This window comes from Rhodoferax sp., assembly GCF_023701345.1.
Classification (GTDB): Bacteria; Pseudomonadota; Gammaproteobacteria; order Burkholderiales; family Burkholderiaceae_C; genus Rhodoferax.
The window spans coordinates 1-21,347 of record NZ_JAMPXE010000055.1; the positions used below are offsets into that span (position 1 = coordinate 1).

Below are 21,347 nucleotides of genomic sequence, written 5' to 3' on the forward strand. Positions count from 1 at the left end.
AGTCGGTCGGTTTGGCGTTTTTCAGCACCGCCTCGCGGAAGGCGTTTTTGTCCACCGTGATGACGTTGATGCCTTTTTGCTTGAACTCGTCAACCAGACGAACTTCCGAGGCAATGATTTCACGCCCGGTTTTCTCGGCGGCTTCCTGCATCACGTCGTTGAAAATTTTTCGGTCAGCCTCGGACAGCTTGCTCCACAGCGGCCCGCCCACGACGGTCAGCAGCGAGTCCACGATGTGGCCGGTCAGCGAGATGTTCTTCTGGACTTCAAAAAACTTCTTGGCCAGGATGGTGGGCAGCGGGTTTTCCTGCGCGTCCACGGTGCCGTTCTGCAGGGCCAGATAGACCTCGGCAAACGCAATCGGTGTGGCGTTGGCGCCCAGTGATTTGGGGAACGCAACATAAGCCGGCGCGTCAGGCACGCGGATTTTCAGGCCTTTCATGTCTTCGGGTTTGACGATCGGGCGGTTGGACGTCACCTGGCGGGCGCCATAGTAGTTCAACGCCGTGATGTGGTTGCCGGTCTTGTCGTCATAGCCTTTGGCGAGCTCCCTGAACACATCGCTCTTGGCGTATTTGAGCTGGTGCTCGGAGTCACGGAAGATGAACGGGAAGTAGGTCACGGCCAGCGGCGGGTAGCTGGAGGCGGCAAAGCTCGCGCCCGTCAGAATGATGTCCACGGTGCCCAGCGTCAGGCCCTGGTTGATGTCAGACTCTTTGCCCAGCGATGAGGCCGGAAAGACCTGCACTTCGTAGCGACCATTGGTGCGCTTCTTGATCTCGTCACCAGCCCAGACCGACCACTTGTGGAAAGGCTCGGAAGTCTCATAGACGTGTGCCCATTTGAGCTTGGTCTGCGCATTGGCAATGCCAAATGTGCCGGCAGCACCTGTAAATAAAGCGCAAGCAGCGATGGCTTTGATTGCAAGTTGTGTCAATTCACGTTTTTTCATGGTGTCGCCTCGGTTGGTGGTTGTGAAATCTGTGGCTGTCAGGACGGCTTGGCACGGCGCCAACTCGCGCTGTATCGTTGATTGGCATTTTTCAAGTGACGTTGCATGGCGCTGCGGGCGGCGCCAGCATCGTGCGCGCGAATCGCTTCCAGCACCGCAGCGTGTTCGATCAGGGCGGCATCCCAGGATTTCTGGTCTTCAAAATAGTCACCCAAACGCTCGAACAACGTGCCGTGTCGGGCTTGCCAGTAGCCGCAGATGGTGTCGCGCAGCACCTCGTTGCCGCAGGCTTGGGCAATCGCATTGTGAAAGGCCTCGTCACCCTCGCGCGGTATCAGGCCCTGGGCAACCTCATCGCGCATTTGTTGCAAGGCATCACCGATGAGTTTCAGGTCTGCTTTTTTGGCGTTGCGGGCCGCCAGTGCCGCCACCTCGCTTTCAACAAGCTCGCGCGCCCGCATCAGCTCCAACGGACCCCATTCGACCGCGTCGCCGGCCTTTTTGCGCGAGGGCCGGCGGGCTTTTGGCTTGAGCACATAAATGCCCGAGCCACTGCGCACCTCGACCACTTTTTCCACCTCCAGCGCAATCAGGGCTTCGCGTATCGAAGGGCGGCTGACGCCCAGCTGCTTGGCCAGTTCCCGCTCGGCCGGCAGGCGGGTGCCGGCCGGAAACTCGCCCCTGCTGATCAGCGAGCGCAATTGCTCGGCAATCTGGCGGTACAAGCGTTGCGGCTGGATAATTTGCAGTGGCATGTTCGGCGTTTTGAATTGCGATCAAAGTTGAACCGGAATTGGAAAATTGGTAAGGCCAATTAATGGTCTCATGATTCCATCTTCCGTGCATCCGGATAAACCCTGTACCGGCGCCAATGCCTCATGAAACCGCAAGTCATCATCGAGCCCGGCCGACCACGCGGTCAAAGTCCTCGCCGCTGGCCTGCTCCAGCGGGCGGCGGCCAAACATGTCGCCCGCGTTATTGATCAGGATGTCGAGACCGCCGAAAGCCTGAATGGTCCGCGGCGTCAGATCGCAGCATGTGCGGTACGCAGGCCCCGCACCAGCGTCATGGCGTACTGGATGGCATCGACCATGCTCTCGGCGCTGGCGCGGCCGGTACCTGCGATGTCGAAAGCCGTGCCGTGGTCCACCGAGGTGCGCAGAATCGGCAGGCCCAGCGTGATGTTGACGCCGCTGACCGCCTGCCACACGCCGCTGGCCGGGTCGATGCTGAAGCCCAGCAGCTTGACCGGGATGTGGCCCTGGTCGTGGTACATCGCCACCACCGCGTCGAACTGCTGGGCGCGCAGCTTGATGAACACCGTGTCGCCGGGCCAGGGGCCGGTCACGGCGTGGCCAGCGGTGGCGTATTCGGCCACCAGCGGGGCGATGACGGCGCCGTCTTCCTTGCCCAGGATGCCGCCCTCGCCGGCATGTGGATTAAGCCCGGCCACGGCCACGCGCGGCTGGCGGATGCCCAGCGCATGCAGCGCTTCGAGCGTCACGTCAAACACACGGCGCAGGCGTTGCGGCGTCAGGCGCGCCGGCACCTCGGCCAGGGCGCAGTGGGTGGTGACATGGGTCACACGCATCGGGCCATGGGCCAGCATCATCACGCCGTCGCGCATGCCGGTCAGATGGGCCAGCATTTCGGTATGGCCTTCGAACGGATAGCCCGCCATGTGCAGCGCCTCCTTGCACAGCGGGGCGGTCACGATGGCGTCGGCCGCGCCGCTCTGGCACAGCGCCACCGCGCGGGCCACGGCACGGTAGGCCCAGTGACCGCCGGCTTCGGAAATCTCGCCGATGGTCAGCGGCTGCGTGACCGGCCCGACGTCGATCATGTCCACGACCTCGGCAATGTCGAGCTGCAGCAGGCGCCCGGCTTGCGCCAGTGCCTGTGCACTGCCAAGCACCTTGAGTTCGATGCGGCCCTGCGCAACGAGATCGCGCATCTGGTGTGCGGCCTTGACAATGATCTCGGGGCCGATGCCGGCCGGGTCGCCCATGGTCAGGGCCAATCGGATGGGTGTGCTCATGGGATGCGTTCCTTGGAAATTAATCGGTGTGGGGCGAAAGGGAGAGTGTGGCCAACAGGGCGCGCAGGTCGTCGGGCGGGCCGAAGGCGCCCGAGCGGGAATAACAAGTCAGTCCATCCCACAACCCACCGACCAGACGGGCACGACCCCAGCCCGCGCGCGGACTGGCACTGGCCTGCAGGCTGCGCACATCGGCCGCCCGGCACAGGGCCAGCAAGGTGTCGCCGCCCACCACCACCAGTGCAGTCGGGCAGGGCCGGGTGGTGACGACGGCAAGCATGTGTTGCATCAACCGGGCCTGCGCCTCGACAGGACACAGCGGCTGTGCCTCGGCCAGATCGAGCAGTTCGGTGCCTGCAACGGGCGCTGGCAGCTGACGCCACTGCTCTAGCAGTACCGGGTGGCGGCTGGCGGTGAGCACCAGCGTCAAGCCCTGGGCCGGGACTGGTGGGGCCGTCGAGACCTCGCTGCCGGCGCCTGACGGTGCTGCTGCTGCATCCTGCCGCGCCAGCGCCCAGGCCAGACCGGCGCTGCCACACCACAGCCATGGCTGCGCCTGCGGGCTGGCCGTCAGGGTGGCGAGTTGGTCCAGGTCATGGTCGTTCAGGATGTCAGGAATCACCACCTGGCCCGCATCCTGCAGGCTATCCTGCACACGGATTGGAATGCGTGCGCTCAGGCCAACGTTGGCAAATGCCTGCACCAGCGTGCCGGCGTGTTCGTGCGTGCGCGGGCCGTGGGGCTGGTGCGGCGGCGCCACCCAGTGGCATCCCCGGGCCGTGAAACGCCCCTGCGCCGGAAAGGCCGGCGCGAACACCACGCCCGCAAAGCGCCCGCTGCGCATGAGCCAGGCGAGCTCGGCAAAAGTGTTGCCGCGCAGCAGGCTGTCGATTTTCTTGAAGGCGCTGCCGCTGGCGTCGAGCCAGTCCAGACTGGGCGCCAGCATGGCCGGCAGGCTGGCGGGCGGCACGTTGCGTGTGCCAGTGGCGACAATCTGCACAGGCTGTCCGGATGGTCCGGGCTGGTCGAGAAAAACCGGCACCTCGCCCGCATCAGCCCATGCCGCGGCACTGTCGAGCGCGCCAGTCAGATCGTCGGCCAGGATGTGCCAGGGTGTCACCATCAAGTTCCAAGCGGCGCAGGAAAGGTCATACCGTAGCGTTGCGCACATTCGGACAGCATCGGCGCGATGGTCGGATGCAGCACGATGCCATCGCGCGACTGTTCCTTGCTCCGCAACAGTGCCCTGTCGCCAGGCATGCGCACGGCATCAACGCCGGGCCGCGGCGGATTATTCCGGCATGCATCCCCGAGCCAGTCGGTCTGGCGCAGAAAGTCCGCAGTGCCGCCGAACGCCGCCGGATCGTACAAAGACATGAACACCGTGGCGCCCCACCCGTCGGCCGGGTCGGCGCGGCCGTGGCCGGCGAGTCCGCCGGTGAGCGCCTCGATCAACAAGGCCAGGCCAAAGCCTTTGTGCCCGGAGTTCATGCCCCCCAGGGGCATGATGGTGCCGGGCGGATTGGTGGAGAGCACACCCGGGTCGCTGCTCGGATGCCCCCCGGCATCGAGCATGCAGGCTTCGTCGAACTGCCGGCCCGCTTTCTGTAAGCGCGCGCTCATCCCATTGGTCGTGATCGAGGAAGAAATGTCAATCAGGAATGGCGTGTTCGAAGTCGGGATGCCGGCGGCGATCGGGTTGGGGGTGAAGACGGCCCGTGTTCCCCCGTGGGGCGCCACGCTTTGCACGGCCGGGTCGGAACTCGCCAGCAGCAGCATGAAGCCGGCTTCGGTTGCGCGCAGCAGGTAAGTGGCGAGACAGGCGATATGGTGACTGCGCCGGATGACGAGCGTCGCGCTGCCGTACTCGCGAGCGCGCGGCGCCAGCGCATCAATGCCATTCAACACCAGCCAGGGCCCGGGCAAACGCCGGCCGTCCCACAGCAGCGAGGCGCCGCGATCGGAAAGAACCTCCGGTGCGCCCTCGCGCGCCATGGTGCCGTTCTCGATTTCCTTGACATAGGGTGCCAGCAATGCCAGCCCGTGCGTGTCGTGGCCCAGCAGGTCGCCCTCGACCAGGGTGTTGGCGACCGCTTTGGATAGCGCGCCATCCATGCCCGCCGTCTGCAGCAACTCAACTGCGAAGCGTGTCAACGCCTCGCTGGCATACCGTTGCGCGGCGCCCATCAGCAGGATTCCTTGCCGCCGGTCACAGCGGCATGACGGCCTGCCAAGTGGCATTGATTACGTTTGTCCATCACATACTCCTCATGAAAGCGGCGCGCTTGCCGCGCCCTGATTGGGTTGATTGATTTGAAGCAACGCAGTCCCCTCCCCCGGACGCGACCATGGGCAGCCGTCAAGGCATGTACTGCCCGCCGTTGACCTCGATGATCTGCCCGGTGACATAGCTGGACAGTTTTTCCGAAGCGAGGTAAATGAATGCGCCGACGCATTCGTCGGCCGAACCGAGCCGCGCCATCGGAATCGTCAGGCGCATCGCTTCGAGTTGCGCGGGCGTGGAAAATTTGTCATGGAACGGCGTGGTGATCACGCCAGGGGAGACGGCATTGACACGAATCTGCTGGCCTGAGAGTTCCTTGGCGAGGCTCTTGGTCGCCGTGCTGACAAAGCCTTTGGAGCCGGCATACAGGCTGGCGCCCGGCCCACCGCCGGTGCGCGCGGCGATACTGGTCAGGTTGATGATGCTGCTGCCTGGGGGCATGTGCGGTACGGCGTATTTGCTGCACATCAACATCGAGCGGGCGTTCAAACCCACGATATCGTCGAAAATTTCATCGCTGACATCGGTGATCGGCATGCGCTTGACCAGGGCACCGGCGTTGTTGATCAACAGGTCTATGCGTTGGAAACGCTTGACTGTTTCCGTGACGGTCCGTTCGCACTCGGCGCTGCGGCGCAGATCGCCCTGAACCACCAGTGCCTCACCGCCGGCTTTCTCGACCGCCTCGGCCACCGCCATCGCCGCAGCCCTGGAACTGTTGTAATGCACCGCCACCTTGCAGCCGAGTGCGCCGAAAGCTTTGGCGCAGGCCGCACCAATACCGGTGGAGGCACCGGTGACAAGAACCACTTTACCTTTCAGATCATCCATTCACATAGACCTCCGCTATCTGCTTTTTGCGTATCAAGCGCATGACAATGGGCATGCTCCAAACGAGAATAGTGAGTACACCCAGGGTGCCCGCGATGGGGCGGTTGAAAAAAGCGATGACGTTGCCGTCCGATTTGATCATCGAGCTGATGAAGTTTTCTTCCAGCATGCCACCCAGGACCACACCCAAAATCGTGGGCGCGATCGGAAAACCGTTTTCTTCCATCAGGTAGGCCAGCATGCCAAAGCCGAGCATGATGCCGACATCAAATGCGCTGTTGTTGATGGAGTAGGCGCCGACGATGCAAAACAGCAGAATCAAGGGCATCAGAATGTTGCGCGGTACGCCGAGAATCTTCTTGGCCAGCTTGATGGTGAGAAAACCAAGTGGCAGCATCAGCAGATTGGCGAACACAAAGACGATAAACACCGAATACATGGCAACCGGATTGGTGACAAAAATCATCGGTCCCGGGTTCAGGTTTTTCATGTAGAGCACGCCGATGACAATGGCTGTAATGGAGTCCCCCGGGATGCCGAACACCAGCGCCGGAATCCACGCGCCCGCCAGCGACGAATTATTGGCCGCACTCGCTTCGACAATGCCTTCGACGTGACCGGTGCCGAATTTCTCCGGTTCCCTGGAAAATTTCTTGCTCATCGCATAGGCGATATAAGCGGCAATGTCCGCGCCGGCACCAGGCAGCGCGCCAACAGTCGTGCCGAGGATGCTGCCGCGCAGGATGGACGCGGGGTACTTGACCGTCAAGCCCCACATGCCCGTGAACACATTGCCGATCTTGCTCTGCACGATTTTCAATTTTTGACTGGCGGTGATCGCATACCGCAGCACCTCGGACACGGCGAACATCCCCACCATGATCGGCACCAGCGACAGGCCGCCGAGGAGGTCGCTGTTGCCAAAGGTGAAACGCGGAAAGCCGGCAGGATTGCCCATGCCGACACAGGCGATCATCAAGCCCAGAAACAAGGACACAAAACCTTTGAGTGGGCTGCTGGAGGCGATGAATATCGCACAGGTCAGACCGAGCAGCACGAGCCAGAAATACTCGAACGAGGAAAACTTGAGCGCCATTTCCGCGAGCGCCGGGGCGGCCGTGATGAGCACGAAGGTGCCGAACAGACCACCGATCACGGAAAACACCAAACCTGCGCCCAACGCAACTTCAGCATGGCCGTTCTTGGTCATTGCGTGGGCCTCATCGGTATAGGCGGCCGAGGCGGGTGTGCCGGGGATGCGCAACAGGCAACCCGGTATGTCGCCGGAGAAAATTGCCATCGCGGTGGCGGTCACCATGGCCGCAATCGCGGGCACCGGCGGCATGAAGAATGTGACAGGCACCAGCAGCGCGACCGCCATGGTGGCACTCAAGCCGGGAACTGATCCGACAAACAGACCATAAATGGCGGCAAGCAGGATGACGCCCAGCACGTAGGGGTCAAAGACCTGTCCGAAGGCGGCAAGGAGATGGGCGAGCATAAGATTGCCTTTGGCCTACCAGGCCACAGATTCAAGGATGCCCCACGGCAGCGGCACCTTGAGGAGTTTGTAGAACAGGGTGTGAATGCAGAGCGAGCCGACAATGGCCACGACAAGAGCCGTCCGGAGTCTGACCTGGAATACGAGGAAGAGCGTCATCAGCAAAATCACCGCCGTGGGGATGAACCCCAGACGCTCCGAGACAGCCACGTAAAACACCAGAACCAGTGGAATCAACAGGAACCCGAGCGCGATGCGGCGCTGCCCCAACCAGTGCGGCAGGGTGATCCAGCCCTCGGTGCCGACGGTCTTGATGCCGCGAAAGACAAGCATGACGGCGCAAATCATCAGGCCCGAAGCGATGAGTTGCGGAAACATGTTGGGTCCGACATTCTGCCCCGGCATCGGCGGGAAAGAGCTGGCATAAACGTAAATGGCGGCGCCAAAAGAACCAATCAGCAGGCCTGATAGAACGTCGTTGATTTTCATATGAGCTTCGATGACCCGGAGGGTGCAATTAATTTTCCACAAGAGCAGCAAAAGCCGCTTGTCAAGCCGACCAGAAGGCCGGCTCCACTCTTGCTACCGAGCCATGCCAAGTGCACCCAGGATCCGTCCCATGTCGGCATCGCCTTTTTCCATAAATTTGCCGAAGCCGGCTGCATCAGCATAGGCCACGCCAAAGCCGCGCCCGGCCATGAAGTCCTGATACTCTTTGCTGCCGTTGACTTTCTTGAGCACGGCTTCCATTTTGGTCTGCACATCTGCAGGCAGGCCCTTGGGGCCTGCAATGCCGCGCCATACGCCAATCGTCCAGTCGCTGCCAGTGGCGCTTTTGAGCGTTGGTACGTTTGGATAAAGGGCCGCCGTGGAATCGGCCATCACCGCCAGCGGGCGCGCTTTGCCCGCATCGATCAAGGAGCGCGCCTCAGGCAGAGCGGCTGTGACGATATCGACACCACCCGCCGCCAGTTCCAGCATGGCGGGCGCTGCACCGTTGGAAGGCACCCATGGCACGGCACTGGCTTCAAGTTTCAAATCCTTCAGCATGCCGGCCAACGCCAGATGCCAAATGCCACCCTGGCCGGTGCCGGACGCTTTCAGCTTGCCGGGGTTCGCCCTGATGGCCTTCATCAAATCGTCCATGTTTTTGTAGGGAGAAGTAACGCTCACCGTGACGGCGGCAGGATCAACGTTCATCAACCCCAGCGGCGTGTAATTTTTAGGTGAAAGCTGTGTCAGGCCCTGATGATGCATCATCGAAATTTCGACGGTAATCATGCCCAGGGTGTAGCCGTCCGGTTGCGCGCCTGCAATGGCCTGATGGCCGACCACACCGTTGCCCCCGGCACGGTTGACGACGTTGACCGGCTGGCCCAATTCTTTCTCCAACAGTGCACCGACGATGCGTGCGGTGGCGTCTGTGCCGCCACCCGCAGCCCAGGGCACGATCAATGTAATAGGCCGATCCGGCCAAGCTGCGTGTGCCGCACCGAAAGTGCAGGCTATGGCCACAACGGCGATGGATTTAAAGAGAGCTCTGAGTTTCATTTGTATTGCGCCTCATAATTTAAGTGGATTAGGGTTAGTCTCAATTGGCCGGGTGGTAAGGCCAATTGATAATTGCATGGTTTGTCATATTGAGCATCCGGAGAAACCCTTACGAGGTGGCTGCTGATCGATTTTTAACCGAGGAAAAACCATGAGACTCAAAGGAAAAACAGCACTGGTGACCGCCGCAGGCCAGGGTATTGGCCGTGCCAGCGTGCTGGCGATGGCCGCCGAGGGCGCGCAGGTTCTGGCCACCGACATCAATGCCCAGTTGCTGGAGGGTTTTTCCGGCGTGGCCAATGTCACCACGGCCCGGCTGGACGTGCTGGACAAGGCTGCCATTCAGGAGCTGGTGGCGCGCATCGCACCGCTTGATGTGCTTTTCAACTGCGCAGGGGTTGTGCACAACGGCAACATCCTTCAGGCCACGGATGGCGAATGGGATTTCGCCTTCAACCTGAACGTGCGCGCGCAGTACTGGATGATCCAGGCGGCGCTGCCCAAAATGCTTGCCGCTGGCGGTGGCAGCATCATCAACATGGCCAGCGTCTGCAGCAGCCTGAAGGGGCTGCCCAACCGCTTCGCCTATGGCACCAGCAAGGCAGCCGTGGTGGGTCTGACCAAATCGGTTGCCGCCGATTTTGTCGGACTGGGCATTCGCTGCAACGCCATTGCGCCCGGCACCGTGGATACCCCCTCGCTGGGTGAACGCATCAACAGCTACGCAGATCCGGTTGAGGCGCGCAAGAATTTCATCGCGCGCCAGCCCATGGGGCGTTTGGCCCAAGCCCATGAAATTGCACCCATCGTGGTGTACCTGGCCAGCGACGAATCGGTATTTGCCACCGGCCAGCTGTTCTCGGTGGACGGCGGCATGACCATATAAAGAACGCGCGATCTGGCATGATCGCAACAACGGATGGCTCAACAATCAACTGAAAGGAAAAAACATGAAACTCGTTCGTTATGGCAATCCGGGCAAGGAAAAACCCGGACTCATCGATGCCGAGGGCAAGCTGCGCGACTTGAGCGCCGTGGTCAAGGATATTGGCCCCGAGCAGCTTGGCGACGCCGCGCTGGACAAGCTGCGCAAGGTCAAGACGGCGAATCTGCCCTTGGTCAAGGGCTCGCCGCGGATGGGCAGCCCGGTTGCCGGCGTTGGCAAGTTCATTGCCATCGGCCTGAACTACGCCGACCATGCGGCAGAGTCCGGCTTGCCGATTCCGAAAGAGCCGATCGTGTTCATGAAGGCCACCACCTGCATCCAGGGGCCCAATGATCCGGTCATGTTGCCCAAGGGCTCCAAGAAAACCGATTGGGAAGTGGAACTGGGCGTGGTGATTGGCACGAAAGCCCGGTACGTGTCACAAAAAGAGGCCCTGAGCTTTGTGGCGGGTTACTGCACCATCAACGATGTCAGTGAGCGCGAGTATCAGATCGAGCGCGGCGGTACCTGGGACAAGGGCAAGGGCTGCGACACCTTTGGCCCGCTCGGCCCCTGGCTGGTGACGCGCGATGACGTGCCCAATCCGCAAAAACTCGGCATGTGGCTGGACCTCAATGGCAAACGCATGCAAACCGGCTCGACCCGAACCATGATTTTCAGTGTGGCCAAGCTGGTCAGCTATGTGAGCCAGTTCATGACCCTGATGCCCGGGGATGTGATCACCACAGGCACGCCACCCGGCGTGGGTCTTGGCATGAAGCCACCGCTCTATCTTAAGAAGGGCGATGTGATGACTCTGGGTATTGAAGGCTTGGGCGAGCAACGCCAGTTGGTCGTGCCCTTCACGCGCTGAGAGTACCCGCACCGGCCGGACACCGTTCATTTCGCAGTTGAAAAGTTTCGGCGGTCTTGCACCTAAAAAGGCTGGGCGGATTGATGCTACCATTCTCTGAAACTGGTTTCAGATTGGGTCCAAATTTTTGCCAAATTTCAGATGAGCATCAAAAAAATCCCGCCATCCATCCGAACCAATCCAGCATTGGCACGCGCCACCATTGCCGACGTTGCCCGCGCGGCAAATGTCTCCAAGGCAACAGTTTCCCGATTCCTGAACCATCGTGACCAACTACTCACCAAGGAAATAGCCGCGCGAGTGGAATTGGCCATTGCTGACCTTGCCTACAGCCCCAGCCCCATGGCGCAGGCGCTCAAACGAGGACGCTCAAAACTGATTGGACTGGTGGTGGCCGATGTGACCAACCCGTTTTCAGTGGCGGTGCTGCGCGGGGCCGAAAAGGCCTGTCAGGAAGCCGGCTACCTGCTCATGCTTTTTAATCTGGGCAACGACAGCCGGCGCGAATCCGAAGCCATTGAAGCACTCACAGCCTACCAGGTGGAAGGTTTCATCCTGAACACCCTGGGCCGCGACACCAAAGCCGCAGCCGACGCGGCGCGCCACGGCAAGCCAGTCGTGCTGGTCGATCGCCGTCACCAGGGCATGCAGGCCGACTTTGTCTCGCTGGACAACGCCGGGGCGGTACGCCTTGGCTTATGCCACTTGGTGGAAGCTGGTTATCGTGAATTGCTGTTTGTTTCAGAACCTGTCCGGGATATCAGCTCCCGCGAGGAGCGCAAGGCAGCTTTTCACGCCTTCATCAACACCGTAGCTCAGGACACGGTTGAACTGCAAGGCCATACTTTTGAAGGCACTGAGAACGATGAGCAAGGTCTGGACGATGCCTTGCGCAGTATGCGTGAGCGTGCAGGCAGCGGCCTGCCCGGCGTGCTCGCGAGCAACGCGGTTGTGACATTAAGAATCGTGGCAGCCGTGGCGCGCCTTGGCTGGCGCCTGGGTGCTGACATTGGTCTTGTCGGTTTTGATGAGACCGAATGGGCGCCCTACGTCGGTCCAGGCTTGAGCACCATCGCGCAACCAACGGATGAATTGGGCCGCATCGCAGCCGGCTGTCTGATTGAACGCCTGAGGGGTCTGGAATTACCCCCGCGCCAGATTTATCTGTCCGGGCGCCTGGTAACTCGCGGTTCATCGTTAGCCATCGCCAATCAAACGGGATGAGGGTTTTTACTTAGATACAGGCACGCATTGCATTTCTATAATTTTATGAAACCGGTTTCAGTAATCATTCAAATGATCACACAATGAATACAAAATCATGGAAAATTTTGATCCCTGCAAGCCAGCACTGAACAAACGCTGATTCATGAATTACGTTTTTCAATTTGGTGATGTTTTTGCAGCCTGGCCCCTGCTCCTCAAAGGCACGATCAGCACGCTCCAGTTGTCGATCCTGGCCATGCTGATGGGTTTGGTGGTGGCCATTTTGTGCGCCTGGGGCAAAACTTCAGGCCCCAAACTCCTGCGCTTTGTGATCAATGCCTACATCGAGCTGATTCGCAACACCCCCTTTCTGGTGCAATTGTTCTTTTTCTTTTTTGCGCTGCCCGCCCTGGGTTTGCGCTGGTCGGCTTACACCGCGGCGCTGACCGCCATGGTGGTCAATCTGGGGGCCTACGCCACCGAAATCATCCGCGCCGGCATCGAATCCATTCCCAAAGGGCAGATTGAAGCGGGGCTGGCGCTCAATCTGAAGCGCCACGAAATCTTTCGGTTCGTGATTCTGAAACCCGCCCTCAAGGCGATCTACCCGGCGCTGACCAGCCAGTTCATTCTGCTCATGCTCAGCTCCAGCGTGGTCTCGGCGATTTCAGCGGACGACCTGACCTCGGTCGCGGCCAACCTGCAATCGCAAACTTTTCGCAGTTTTGAAATTTACATCGTCGTCGCCATGATCTACCTGATGCTGGCGCTTTCCTTTTCGGCGCTGTTCCGGTTGATCTACCAGATCGGCCTGAACTACCCGGACCGTCGCTGATGCGTACTTTTGGCTTCCCGGAATTTTTCTTCATCCTCGAAGCGGCCAGGTGGACCGTGGCGCTGTCGATGATCGCCTTCATCGGGGGTGCTGTCGGCGGGCTGATCATTGCGCTGAGCCGTACATCGGACAACGCCGTGGCACGCAGGCTGTCGGGAGGTTTTATTCTGATTTTTCAGGGCACACCCCTGCTGCTTCAGCTCTTTCTGGTGTTCTTTGGCGCACCGATTCTGGGCTTTGACATCAACCCCTGGCTGGCGGCAGGCGTGGCGCTGATTTTGAACAGCAGCGCCTTCCTGGGCGAAATCTGGCGCGGCTGCATTCAGGCGATTCCTGCTGGCCAGGTTGAAGCAGCGCACGCGCTGAGTCTTTCGTACGTTTCCCGCATGCGCGACGTGATCCTGCCACAAGCGTTCAAAATTGCGCTCGCCCCCACCGTCGGCTACATGGTACAGATCATCAAGGGCACCTCGCTCGCGGCCATCATCGGTTTTGTCGAAATCACCCGCTCCGGGCAGATCATCAACAACGCCACGTTCCAGCCGCTCATTGTTTTCAGCGTGGTCGCGGCCATCTATTTTGCGCTGTGCTGGCCCTTGTCCATTCTGGCCGCGCGCATGGAGCGCCGGCACGCTGCCGCCTTGTCACGCTAAGCCAGCGCGCCGGCATCGATCAACTTCCCCCTGTTCTTTTCATCACAACCTACGGAGAATTACCATGATCAAGCTTCTGCAACGCCGTGTCTTTACGGGCGCCGCCCTGGCCCTCGGGCTGGCCGCGTCCCTGTCCGCGTGGGTCCCCGCCGCCAGCGCGCAAACCAGCGACGACATCAAGAAAAAAGGCGAGCTCACCATCGGTATGCTGGTGGATTTTCCGCCTTACGGCACCACCAACAGCAGCAACCAACCTGACGGCTACGACGCCGATGTGGCGCGTCTGCTGGCCAAGGACATGGGCGTCAAGCTCAACCTGGTTCCTGTCACCGGCCCCAACCGCATTCCGTTTTTGCTGACCAACAAGGTTGATCTGCTGGTTGCTTCGCTGGCGATCACGCCCGAGCGTGCCAAGCAGGTCCAATTCTCCAAGCCTTATGCAGCGGCCAGCATCGTGTTGTATGGCGACAAGAAAGCCAGCATCAAGGCTGCGGCTGACCTGAAAGGTAAACGCGTCGGTGTCGCCCGCGCCAGCACACAGGACGTGGCCCTGACCGCCATTGCGCCCGAAGGTACCGAGATTCGCCGCTTTGACGACGACGCCTCGGCCATGCAGGCCTTGATGTCGGGCCAGGTGGACGCCATTGGCTGCTCAACCACGGTGGCCGCGCAAATTGACAAGCGCGCGCCTGCCAACACCTTTGAGAACAAGTTTTTGCTGCGCCAGCAGGTGATGGGCATCGTCATGCGCCACGGTCAGACCGAGATGCTGAAGACGATCGACGACTTCGTGACCAGAAACACAGCCAACGGCGAACTCAGCAAGCTGTACCGCAAATGGCTGGAAACCGACCTGCCGAAAATGTAACGAACCACGGATGGTGCTTTCATGACAGACACAATGCAGAACCCTTCCACGGCAGTTCCTGCCGGGGCCGAGCCCATCATCCGCATCGAAGCGGTGGACAAGTGGTTTGGTAAATTTCAGGCCCTGACCAACATCAGCCTGGAGGTCGCGGCGGGCGAACGCATTGTGGTCTGTGGGCCTTCAGGCTCGGGCAAATCCACGCTGATCCGCTGCATCAACCGGCTTGAGACGGTGCAAAAAGGCCGCATTGTGGTCGATGGCATCGACCTGACGGCCGGCGGCAAAAATGTGGACTCGGTGCGTCAGGAGGTCGGCATGGTGTTCCAGCAGTTCAACCTGTTTCCGCACCTGACGATTTTGCAGAACTGCACGCTGGCGCCCATGCGCTCGCGCCACATGAGCAAAGACGAAGCAGAAACCCTGGCGATGAAATACCTGACGCGCGTGCGCATCCCGGAGCAGGCCCTCAAATACCCGAGCCAGCTTTCGGGCGGGCAACAGCAGCGCGTGGCGATCGCCCGCGCCCTGTGCATGACGCCCAAGATCATGCTGTTTGACGAGCCCACATCGGCGCTTGATCCGGAGATGGTCAAGGAGGTTCTGGACACCATGATCGGCCTGGCCGACGACGGAATGACCATGCTGTGCGTCACGCACGAAATGGGCTTTGCCCGCAGCGTGGCTGACCGCGTGATTTTCATGGCCGACGGCAAAATCATTGAGCAGGCGCCGCCGCAGGAATTCTTCAGTAATCCGCAGCATGAGACCACCCGCAATTTTCTCGGGCAAATCCTGAACTCGCAACATGCCCACTAAAGCAGCTCACCCAGCAGCAGCCACCGATCCCGCTCCCCGTATCCTGATTTCCCTGTCGGCTTTCGGTGCCGCCGAAGTGCGACGCCATGGGCAACTGTGGTTTACCCGGCTCAGCGATGCCGCTGGCGCCGATGGCGTCGAAGTGCGCAGCGAACTGGTGGTGGACGCCGCCACCGAACTCCCTGCCATTGCACAGGCCGTGCGTGCCGCCAACAAAAGCGTGGTTTATTCCAGTGCGGAAGGCCTCTGGTTTTCCAATGGCAGACTGGACCTGAGCGCGCTGGAACGCGCCCTGGAGGCAGCCCACATCCTGGGTGCCACGCGCCTGAAAATGGCGATCGGCGGCTTTGGTCCTACGTCGGACGACACCTTTACGCTATTGCAAGACCGGCTGCGGGCCACCGACACCGAACTGGTGATCGAGAACGACCAAACCCCGGCTGCCGGCACATTGACCGCGCTCCAAGATTTTTTTGACAAGTCCAGTGCCCACGGGATTTCTCTGGGCATGACCTTTGACATGGGCAACTGGCACTGGAACGGTGAGTGCCCGCTGCAGGCCGCCGCTGCGCTGGCGCCGCAGGTGCGTTATGTTCATTGCAAAGGCGTGCAACGACAGCCCAGGCGCTGGGTCGCGGTGCCTCTGATTGAGTCCAGCGCGCCTTGGCGCGCCGTGCTGCGCGCCCTGCCAGCCAACGTGCCATGGGCCATTGAATACCCGCTGAGCGGCGATGACCTTCTGGCCGTGGCGCGCCAGGAAATCGACCAACTGCGCTCGTTGGCCGCCAGCATGGCAAACAGCCAGCGGCTTCCCTCTTGAAGGATTGACCCCAATGACCGACAAACTGGACGTGATTACTTTTGGCGAAGCCATGCTGCTGCTGGTGGCCGACCGGCCCGGCCCGCTGGAGTACGCTGAAGCTTTTCACAAGCGCACCGCAGGCGCCGAAACCAACGTGGCCATCGGCTTGACGCGCCTGGGCCTGAAGGTGGGCTGGGCCAGCCGCTTGGGTACCGATTCCATGGGCCGCTATTTGCTCAACGCCATGTCGAAAGAAGGCATTGATTGTTCGCATGTGGTCTGCGACGCGACCCAGAAAACCGGCTTCCAGTTCAAGGGCATGGTGACCGACGGCAGCGACCCGCCGGTGGAATACCATCGCAAGGGCTCGGCCGCCAGCCATATGGGCGTGAACGACATTGACGAAGCCTGGTTGCTCTCGGCCCGCCACCTGCATGCCACGGGGGTGTTTGCCGCCATCTCGGCCACCACCCTGCCGGCCGCCCGCAAAACCATGGACCTGATGCGCGCCGCCGGCCGCAGCGTGTCGTTTGATCCGAACCTGCGACCCACGCTGTGGGCCACGCCCGAACTGATGCGCGCGTCCATCAACGACCTGGCCACGCGCGCCGACTGGGTGCTGCCAGGCCTGGAAGAAGGTCGATTTTTGACCGGCGAAGACAGCCCCGAAGGCATTGCGCGCTTCTACCGCCAGCGCGGCGCAAACCTGGTCATCGTCAAGCTGGGCAGTGAAGGCGCTTACTTTCAGAACGAGGCCGGCGACGGCCATGTGCCCGGCTTCCCGGTGGCCGAAGTGGTTGACACCGTGGGCGCTGGCGACGGCTTTGCGGTCGGCGTGATCAGCGCGCTGCTCGATGGCCGGAGCGTATCCGAAGCGGTGAAGCGCGGCGCCTGGATTGGCGCGCGCGCCGTGCAGGTGCTGGGCGACAGCGAAGGCCTGCCGACACGCGCCGAACTTGACCAGGCAGGACTTTAAGCTATGACAGGCCAGCCATCACGCAAAAAAGTTCTGGTTTTCAGGGAACTGCCCCCGGACCAGTTGGCCCGGCTGCAGTCGCAGCACGATGTCACCGTCGCCAATCCGCGCGTGCCCGAACAGCTGGCCGCGTTCAATGCCGCTCTGGCCACCGCCGAAGGCATGATCGGCTCCAGCTACCCCATCAATGAAAGCCTGCTGGCCAAGGCGCCGCAGCTCAAGGTGATTTCCAGCGTGTCGGTCGGCGTGGACAATTACGCACTGGCCGAGCTGGCGGCGCGCGGCATCCTGCTGTGCCACACGCCCGGCGTGCTGACCGAAACCACCGCTGACACCATCTTTTCCCTGATCATGGCCACCAGCCGCCGCCTGGTCGAGCTGGCCAACCTCGTGCGCGAAGGCCGCTGGACACGCAACATCGGTGAAGAGCTATTTGGCTGGGACGTGCACGGCAAGACGCTGGGGATTCTTGGTTTTGGCCGCATCGGCCAAGCCGTGGCCAGGCGTGCCGCCCTGGGTTTTGGCATGCCTGTGCTGTACCACAAGCGCAGCCCGATCGACCTGGCCAAGGAACTGCCAGAACTGCTCGGCAAAGTCACCCACGCACCCCTGGATGAGCTGCTGCAACGCGCCGACATCGTCGCCGTGGTACTGCCCCTGTCCAGCGAAACCCGTGGTCTGATGGGCGAGCGCGAATTTGGCCTGATGAAACCCGGCGCGATTTTCATCAACGGCGCACGCGGCGCCGTCGTGCAGGAAAGCGCCCTGCTCCACGCGCTGGACCATGGCACGCTGCGAGCCGCCGGCCTCGACGTGTTTGCCACCGAGCCTTTGCCGCTGGACTCGCCCTTGCGCACCCACCCCAAAGTCACCGCCTTGCCGCACATCGGATCAGCCACGTTTGAAACACGTCATGCCATGGCGGAACTGGCCACCACCAACTTACTCAATGCTCTGGCGGGCAAGCAGCCAATCTCTGCCTTTCATTTTTCCACCACATAGATGCAACAATCACCATATGCGGTTCAAATTTCAGCATCAAAACCAATAATCAGATGAGTTTGAATGACGTCACGCTCCAAAGGAAAAACCGGGGGTGGACTTTGACAAACTTGAAAGGATAATAAAAATCCCCCAAAGGGGCGGGCTATTATTCAAGCAAAACACTGGGTTCGAGTTTGAAAACTGGTGAAGCAGTTTTCTTGACTGGTTCGTTTCGATCTCGCTGCGGTCGTCAGTCAAGCGCCCAACTCAGAAAATCGAATCAAATTACCGCCCTCTTCTTTGGCTTGATACATCGCTGAATCTGCCAACCGCAGAAAGTCGTCCTGAGTTCCTTCACGGTCGATGAACACCACCACGCCGATACTCGCGGTACAACGGAGCTCAACCAGGGTATCAGCCTGTGCATCGTGCTTGACCACGACGACATACGGCTCAGCCAGGGCGGCACGAATCTTCTCGGCGACAATTCCGGCCTGGGCTGTCGATGCGCCTTTGTCCGCAGCCAAGTCCCCCAACATCACCACAAATTCGTCACCGCCATGGCGCACTACGGTATCAACCTCGCGGACACAACTCTTCATGCGCTGAGCCGCTTGCACCAACAGTAAATCGCCGACGGCATGTCCGTGCTTGTCATTGACGACTTTGAAATCATCCAGATCAAAAAATATGAGTGCACCATAGCGGTTGCTTCGCTTGCTCTCAGCCAGAGCCTGCGTCAGACGGTCGTCAAGCAAGCGACGATTGGGCAATTGGGTGAGCAGGTCATAGAAGGCAAGTTGCCGAACTTGCTCTTCCATCTGCTTGCGTTCGGTAATGTCTATATCCACGCCGCGGTAACCTTTAAGGTTTCCCGCTGCGTCCAGTATGGGCACACCATTGGTGAGAAGACAGACTTTTTCGCCTCTAGCTGTAATATTCCAATTCTCCAGATCCTTGATCGGCGCTTTGTCTGTCATTATTCTGGCGAAAATTGCTGCGACCCTTTTTGCTTCATCCGGCGGCATGAGTTCGAACGGTGTCTTCCCGATGATGCTCTCACGGCAGGGTCCAAAATAGTCAAAACCCTTTGCTGAACTGTAGGTATAACAACACTTCTCATCAATTTCCCACACCCAATCGGCCAGGCTGAACGTAATATCTCTGAATCGCGCTTCGCTTTCTCGCAGCGCTTGCTCCGCCTGCTTGCACTCGGTGATGTCGCGGAAAACACCTAAGGCACCCGCAAATTTTCCCTGGACGTCAAACTGCGGAACGGCTGAGACGAGCAGGCTGCATTTCACCCCATCCGGACGGTCGATTTCAATTTCATAAGTGCTCTTCTCGCCAGTTTGACGGTGGCGGGTTTGCGCTTCGATCACACCGAACTGGGCTGACGTGGTGAACTCTCGTAAGGTGCGTCCCTGCAAGCCGCCAGGCGGAACGCCAAAGATATTCTCCGCGGCCTGATTGGCAAAAGTGAATCGTTCAGCGGAATCAACAAAACTGATGCCTTCTCCAATGTGTTGAATCAGTGTGCTGTAGCGAGCCTCGTTTTCGCGTAGCGCGGCATCGGCTTGCTTGCGCTCGGTAATGTCGCGCCAAACACAGTAGATGACCTGCCCACTCGGAAATTCGATGACCGATAGAGTGACCTCTGCAAAAAAATCCGTGCCGTCCGCCTTGTTATGGATCCATTCGAATCGATGCAAGCCATTGTCTCTGACCAAAGTCATCATGCGTTCGGCCTTGGCGTAAGAGTCTTCCCCGTCGGGTTGCTGGGGTGGCGATAATTTCGATGGATGAACGTTCAGAACTTCTTCACGGCTCAGGTAGCCCAAGGTTCTGACAGCCGCTTCATTGCACTCGATAAATTGATTGTTGGCGATGATCCAGACTGGGTCTGGCGACAACTCGAATAGCTGTTTGAACCAGCGATCATCGTCGATGGCAATTGCTCCTGTTGTCAAAGGATATCCGACTCGCAGCATACTGATCGCTCCCCTTGTTACCAAACTTGGATCAATAAGGGATACGCTGATATGCGGTTTTTCCACAAATCACGGTCTTTAACCGGTAACTCCGCCGCCATCAGCTTTTGTCAAGCTATAAGGCCGGTAGTTTTGCGTGACCACCTTTCGATGGTTTTGCCCTTGCCGATCATTGGAATATTAGTCAAATCCGATGTCGATTGTAACAATTGTAACGATTTCATTCGAACCACCTCGCGTATCCTGCATGGTTGCCGGACGACAAAAGACGTGATTTAAAGCTGCTGCGCCCCATTCCTTTAAGTTTCATTGAACCGTCAGTCAACCCAATGTTGCTAGACTTCAAGCAATGACTGACACAGACAAACCGCATTCGCCCATGATGGCCCAGTACCTGGGTCTCAAGGCAGACTACCCCGACACCCTGCTTTTTTACCGCATGGGTGACTTCTACGAACTGTTCTTTGCCGATGCCGAAAAAGCCGCCCGGCTGCTCAACATCACGCTGACGCAGCGCGGCCAGTCGGCTGGTGCGCCGGTGGTGATGGCGGGCGTGCCGTTTCACGCGGTGGAAACCTACCTGGCACGGCTCATCAAGCTGGGTGAGTCGGTGGCCATTTGCGAGCAGGTCGGTGATGTGGCCACGGCCAAAGGCCCGGTCGAGCGCAAGGTGGTGCGGGTGGTAACCCCCGGCACGCTGACCGACCTGGAACTGCTGGGCGACAAGACCGAGTCGATGCTGCTGGCGGTGCACCAGGGCGCGCGCAATAGCTGCGGCCTGGCGTGGCTGAGCGTGACGCAAGGCGAGGTGCATCTGGCCGAGTGCACGCCCGATGAGCTGGCTGACTGGGTGAGCAGAATCAGCCCCGGTGAGTTGATCTTTAGCGCTGGCACCACACCCGCATTTGAAGCCCGGTTGCGCAACCTGCCCATGGCTGGACAGTTGTCTATTTCGGTGCGGCCCGACTGGCAATTTGACGCCGGTCTGGGTCAGCGCAAGCTGCTGGAACACCTGCAGGCCGCCAGCCTGGCGCCCTGGCAAGCGCAGGACCTGGTGCAAGCGCAAGCCGCTGCCAGCGCGCTGCTGGCCTACGCCGAGCACACCCAGGGCCGCGCGCTGACCCACATCCACCGCGTGCGGGTGCAACGGGCGGGCGAGCTCATCGACCTGCCGCAAAGCACCCGGCGCAACCTGGAACTGCTGCAAACCCTGCGCGGCGAGGACAGCCCCACCCTGTTTTCCCTGCTCGACACCTGCA

General features: G+C 60.2%; 20 protein-coding genes, 1 pseudogene and 1 riboswitch. Of the genes and pseudogenes, 11 read left to right on the forward strand and 10 right to left on the reverse strand.

What is annotated here, in order from left to right; all coding sequences use genetic code 11:
- The 9 genes from NDI87_RS09250 to NDI87_RS09290 all read right to left on the reverse strand — a co-directional run.
- A partial coding sequence (locus NDI87_RS09250) for a sialic acid TRAP transporter substrate-binding protein SiaP (RefSeq protein ID WP_296274921.1) occupies positions 1-952 on the reverse strand: 952 nt, incomplete at its 3' end.
- 38 nt (positions 953-990) lie between these two features.
- Positions 991-1,707, reverse strand: coding sequence for a FadR/GntR family transcriptional regulator (locus NDI87_RS09255; RefSeq protein ID WP_296274922.1), 717 nt, complete (start codon positions 1,705-1,707; stop codon positions 991-993).
- Positions 1,708-1,977: 270 nt separating this feature from the next.
- Positions 1,978-2,991, reverse strand: a complete 1,014-nt coding sequence (gene pdxA / locus NDI87_RS09260; protein ID WP_296274923.1) for a 4-hydroxythreonine-4-phosphate dehydrogenase PdxA — start codon at positions 2,989-2,991, stop codon at positions 1,978-1,980.
- Between the two features lie 19 nt (positions 2,992-3,010).
- Complete coding sequence (locus NDI87_RS09265) at positions 3,011-4,111, reverse strand: four-carbon acid sugar kinase family protein (protein WP_296274924.1); 1,101 nt, start codon at positions 4,109-4,111, stop codon at positions 3,011-3,013.
- Between the two features lie 2 nt (positions 4,112-4,113).
- Entirely contained in the window at positions 4,114-5,178 is a 1,065-nt protein-coding gene (locus NDI87_RS09270; protein ID WP_296274925.1) for an Ldh family oxidoreductase, read from the reverse strand.
- A 172-nt stretch (positions 5,179-5,350) separates the two neighbouring features.
- Complete coding sequence (locus NDI87_RS09275; protein ID WP_296274926.1) at positions 5,351-6,106, reverse strand: SDR family oxidoreductase; 756 nt, start codon at positions 6,104-6,106, stop codon at positions 5,351-5,353.
- A complete protein-coding gene (locus tag NDI87_RS09280) occupies positions 6,099-7,607 on the reverse strand; it encodes a tripartite tricarboxylate transporter permease (RefSeq protein WP_296274927.1) in 1,509 nt (502 codons plus the stop codon). Before NDI87_RS09280 ends, NDI87_RS09275 begins: the two co-directional genes overlap by 8 nt.
- Positions 7,608-7,622: 15 nt before the next feature.
- Complete coding sequence (locus NDI87_RS09285) at positions 7,623-8,096, reverse strand: tripartite tricarboxylate transporter TctB family protein (RefSeq protein WP_296274928.1); 474 nt, start codon at positions 8,094-8,096, stop codon at positions 7,623-7,625.
- Positions 8,097-8,189: 93 nt separating this feature from the next.
- Positions 8,190-9,158: a tripartite tricarboxylate transporter substrate binding protein gene (locus tag NDI87_RS09290; protein WP_296274929.1), complete on the reverse strand. Its 969-nt coding sequence runs from the start codon at positions 9,156-9,158 to the stop codon at positions 8,190-8,192.
- Between the two features lie 151 nt (positions 9,159-9,309).
- Between NDI87_RS09290 and NDI87_RS09295 the strand changes: the two genes are divergently transcribed.
- From NDI87_RS09295 to NDI87_RS09340, 10 genes are all read left to right on the forward strand, one after another.
- Positions 9,310-10,044: an SDR family oxidoreductase gene (locus NDI87_RS09295; RefSeq protein WP_296274930.1), complete on the forward strand. Its 735-nt coding sequence runs from the start codon at positions 9,310-9,312 to the stop codon at positions 10,042-10,044.
- A gap of 64 nt (positions 10,045-10,108) precedes the next feature.
- Entirely contained in the window at positions 10,109-10,957 is an 849-nt protein-coding gene (locus tag NDI87_RS09300; RefSeq protein WP_296274931.1) for a fumarylacetoacetate hydrolase family protein, read from the forward strand.
- Positions 10,958-11,098: 141 nt separating this feature from the next.
- Positions 11,099-12,181 (forward strand): LacI family DNA-binding transcriptional regulator, encoded by a 1,083-nt coding sequence (locus tag NDI87_RS09305; RefSeq protein WP_296274932.1) that lies wholly within the window; start codon positions 11,099-11,101, stop codon positions 12,179-12,181.
- A gap of 145 nt (positions 12,182-12,326) precedes the next feature.
- Positions 12,327-12,998 (forward strand): amino acid ABC transporter permease, encoded by a 672-nt coding sequence (locus tag NDI87_RS09310; RefSeq protein ID WP_296274933.1) that lies wholly within the window; start codon positions 12,327-12,329, stop codon positions 12,996-12,998.
- Complete coding sequence (locus tag NDI87_RS09315; protein ID WP_296274934.1) at positions 12,998-13,651, forward strand: amino acid ABC transporter permease; 654 nt, start codon at positions 12,998-13,000, stop codon at positions 13,649-13,651. Before NDI87_RS09310 ends, NDI87_RS09315 begins: the two co-directional genes overlap by 1 nt.
- 64 nt (positions 13,652-13,715) lie before the next feature.
- Positions 13,716-14,519 carry a transporter substrate-binding domain-containing protein gene (locus tag NDI87_RS09320; protein ID WP_296274935.1) on the forward strand — a complete coding sequence of 268 codons (804 nt, stop codon included), beginning with the start codon at positions 13,716-13,718 and terminating at the stop codon, positions 14,517-14,519.
- Between the two features lie 21 nt (positions 14,520-14,540).
- Complete coding sequence (locus NDI87_RS09325) at positions 14,541-15,335, forward strand: amino acid ABC transporter ATP-binding protein (protein ID WP_296274936.1); 795 nt, start codon at positions 14,541-14,543, stop codon at positions 15,333-15,335.
- Entirely contained in the window at positions 15,325-16,155 is an 831-nt protein-coding gene (locus NDI87_RS09330) for a TIM barrel protein (protein WP_296274937.1), read from the forward strand. The genes NDI87_RS09325 and NDI87_RS09330 overlap by 11 nt, the downstream gene beginning before the upstream one ends.
- A gap of 13 nt (positions 16,156-16,168) precedes the next feature.
- Positions 16,169-17,113 (forward strand): sugar kinase, encoded by a 945-nt coding sequence (locus tag NDI87_RS09335; protein ID WP_296274938.1) that lies wholly within the window; start codon positions 16,169-16,171, stop codon positions 17,111-17,113.
- Between the two features lie 3 nt (positions 17,114-17,116).
- Positions 17,117-18,115: a D-glycerate dehydrogenase gene (locus NDI87_RS09340; RefSeq protein ID WP_296274939.1), complete on the forward strand. Its 999-nt coding sequence runs from the start codon at positions 17,117-17,119 to the stop codon at positions 18,113-18,115.
- A 236-nt stretch (positions 18,116-18,351) separates the two neighbouring features.
- Here NDI87_RS09340 and NDI87_RS09345 read toward each other — a convergent pair whose 3' ends face one another.
- Positions 18,352-20,088, reverse strand: a complete 1,737-nt coding sequence (locus tag NDI87_RS09345) for a PAS domain S-box protein (RefSeq protein WP_296274940.1) — start codon at positions 20,086-20,088, stop codon at positions 18,352-18,354.
- Positions 20,089-20,169: 81 nt separating this feature from the next.
- Positions 20,170-20,259, reverse strand: a riboswitch (cyclic di-GMP riboswitch).
- Between the two features lie 178 nt (positions 20,260-20,437).
- Between NDI87_RS09345 and NDI87_RS09350 the strand changes: the two are divergent.
- Positions 20,438-21,347, forward strand: a pseudogene (locus NDI87_RS09350) (DNA mismatch repair protein MutS); the annotation flags it as partial.

Excerpts from the sequence above, each read along its gene's own strand:
- NDI87_RS09270 (WP_296274925.1), bottom strand. The coding sequence starts at position 5,178 with ATGGGCGCCGCGCAACGGTATGCCAGCGAGGCGTTGACACGCTTCGCA.
- NDI87_RS09345 (WP_296274940.1), bottom strand. The coding sequence starts at position 20,088 with ATGCTGCGAGTCGGATATCCTTTGACAACAGGAGCAATTGCCATCGAC.
- NDI87_RS09300 (WP_296274931.1), top strand. The coding sequence starts at position 10,109 with ATGAAACTCGTTCGTTATGGCAATCCGGGCAAGGAAAAACCCGGACTC.
- NDI87_RS09305 (WP_296274932.1), top strand. The coding sequence starts at position 11,099 with ATGAGCATCAAAAAAATCCCGCCATCCATCCGAACCAATCCAGCATTG.
- NDI87_RS09320 (WP_296274935.1), top strand. The coding sequence starts at position 13,716 with ATGATCAAGCTTCTGCAACGCCGTGTCTTTACGGGCGCCGCCCTGGCC.
- NDI87_RS09310 (WP_296274933.1), top strand. The coding sequence starts at position 12,327 with ATGAATTACGTTTTTCAATTTGGTGATGTTTTTGCAGCCTGGCCCCTG.
- NDI87_RS09255 (WP_296274922.1), bottom strand. The coding sequence starts at position 1,707 with ATGCCACTGCAAATTATCCAGCCGCAACGCTTGTACCGCCAGATTGCC.
- NDI87_RS09285 (WP_296274928.1), bottom strand. The coding sequence starts at position 8,096 with ATGAAAATCAACGACGTTCTATCAGGCCTGCTGATTGGTTCTTTTGGC.
- NDI87_RS09325 (WP_296274936.1), top strand. The coding sequence starts at position 14,541 with ATGACAGACACAATGCAGAACCCTTCCACGGCAGTTCCTGCCGGGGCC.
- pdxA (WP_296274923.1), bottom strand. The coding sequence starts at position 2,991 with ATGAGCACACCCATCCGATTGGCCCTGACCATGGGCGACCCGGCCGGC.
- NDI87_RS09275 (WP_296274926.1), bottom strand. The coding sequence starts at position 6,106 with ATGGATGATCTGAAAGGTAAAGTGGTTCTTGTCACCGGTGCCTCCACC.
- NDI87_RS09280 (WP_296274927.1), bottom strand. The coding sequence starts at position 7,607 with ATGCTCGCCCATCTCCTTGCCGCCTTCGGACAGGTCTTTGACCCCTAC.
- NDI87_RS09295 (WP_296274930.1), top strand. The coding sequence starts at position 9,310 with ATGAGACTCAAAGGAAAAACAGCACTGGTGACCGCCGCAGGCCAGGGT.
- NDI87_RS09330 (WP_296274937.1), top strand. The coding sequence starts at position 15,325 with ATGCCCACTAAAGCAGCTCACCCAGCAGCAGCCACCGATCCCGCTCCC.
- NDI87_RS09315 (WP_296274934.1), top strand. The coding sequence starts at position 12,998 with ATGCGTACTTTTGGCTTCCCGGAATTTTTCTTCATCCTCGAAGCGGCC.
- NDI87_RS09340 (WP_296274939.1), top strand. The coding sequence starts at position 17,117 with ATGACAGGCCAGCCATCACGCAAAAAAGTTCTGGTTTTCAGGGAACTG.
- NDI87_RS09335 (WP_296274938.1), top strand. The coding sequence starts at position 16,169 with ATGACCGACAAACTGGACGTGATTACTTTTGGCGAAGCCATGCTGCTG.
- NDI87_RS09290 (WP_296274929.1), bottom strand. The coding sequence starts at position 9,158 with ATGAAACTCAGAGCTCTCTTTAAATCCATCGCCGTTGTGGCCATAGCC.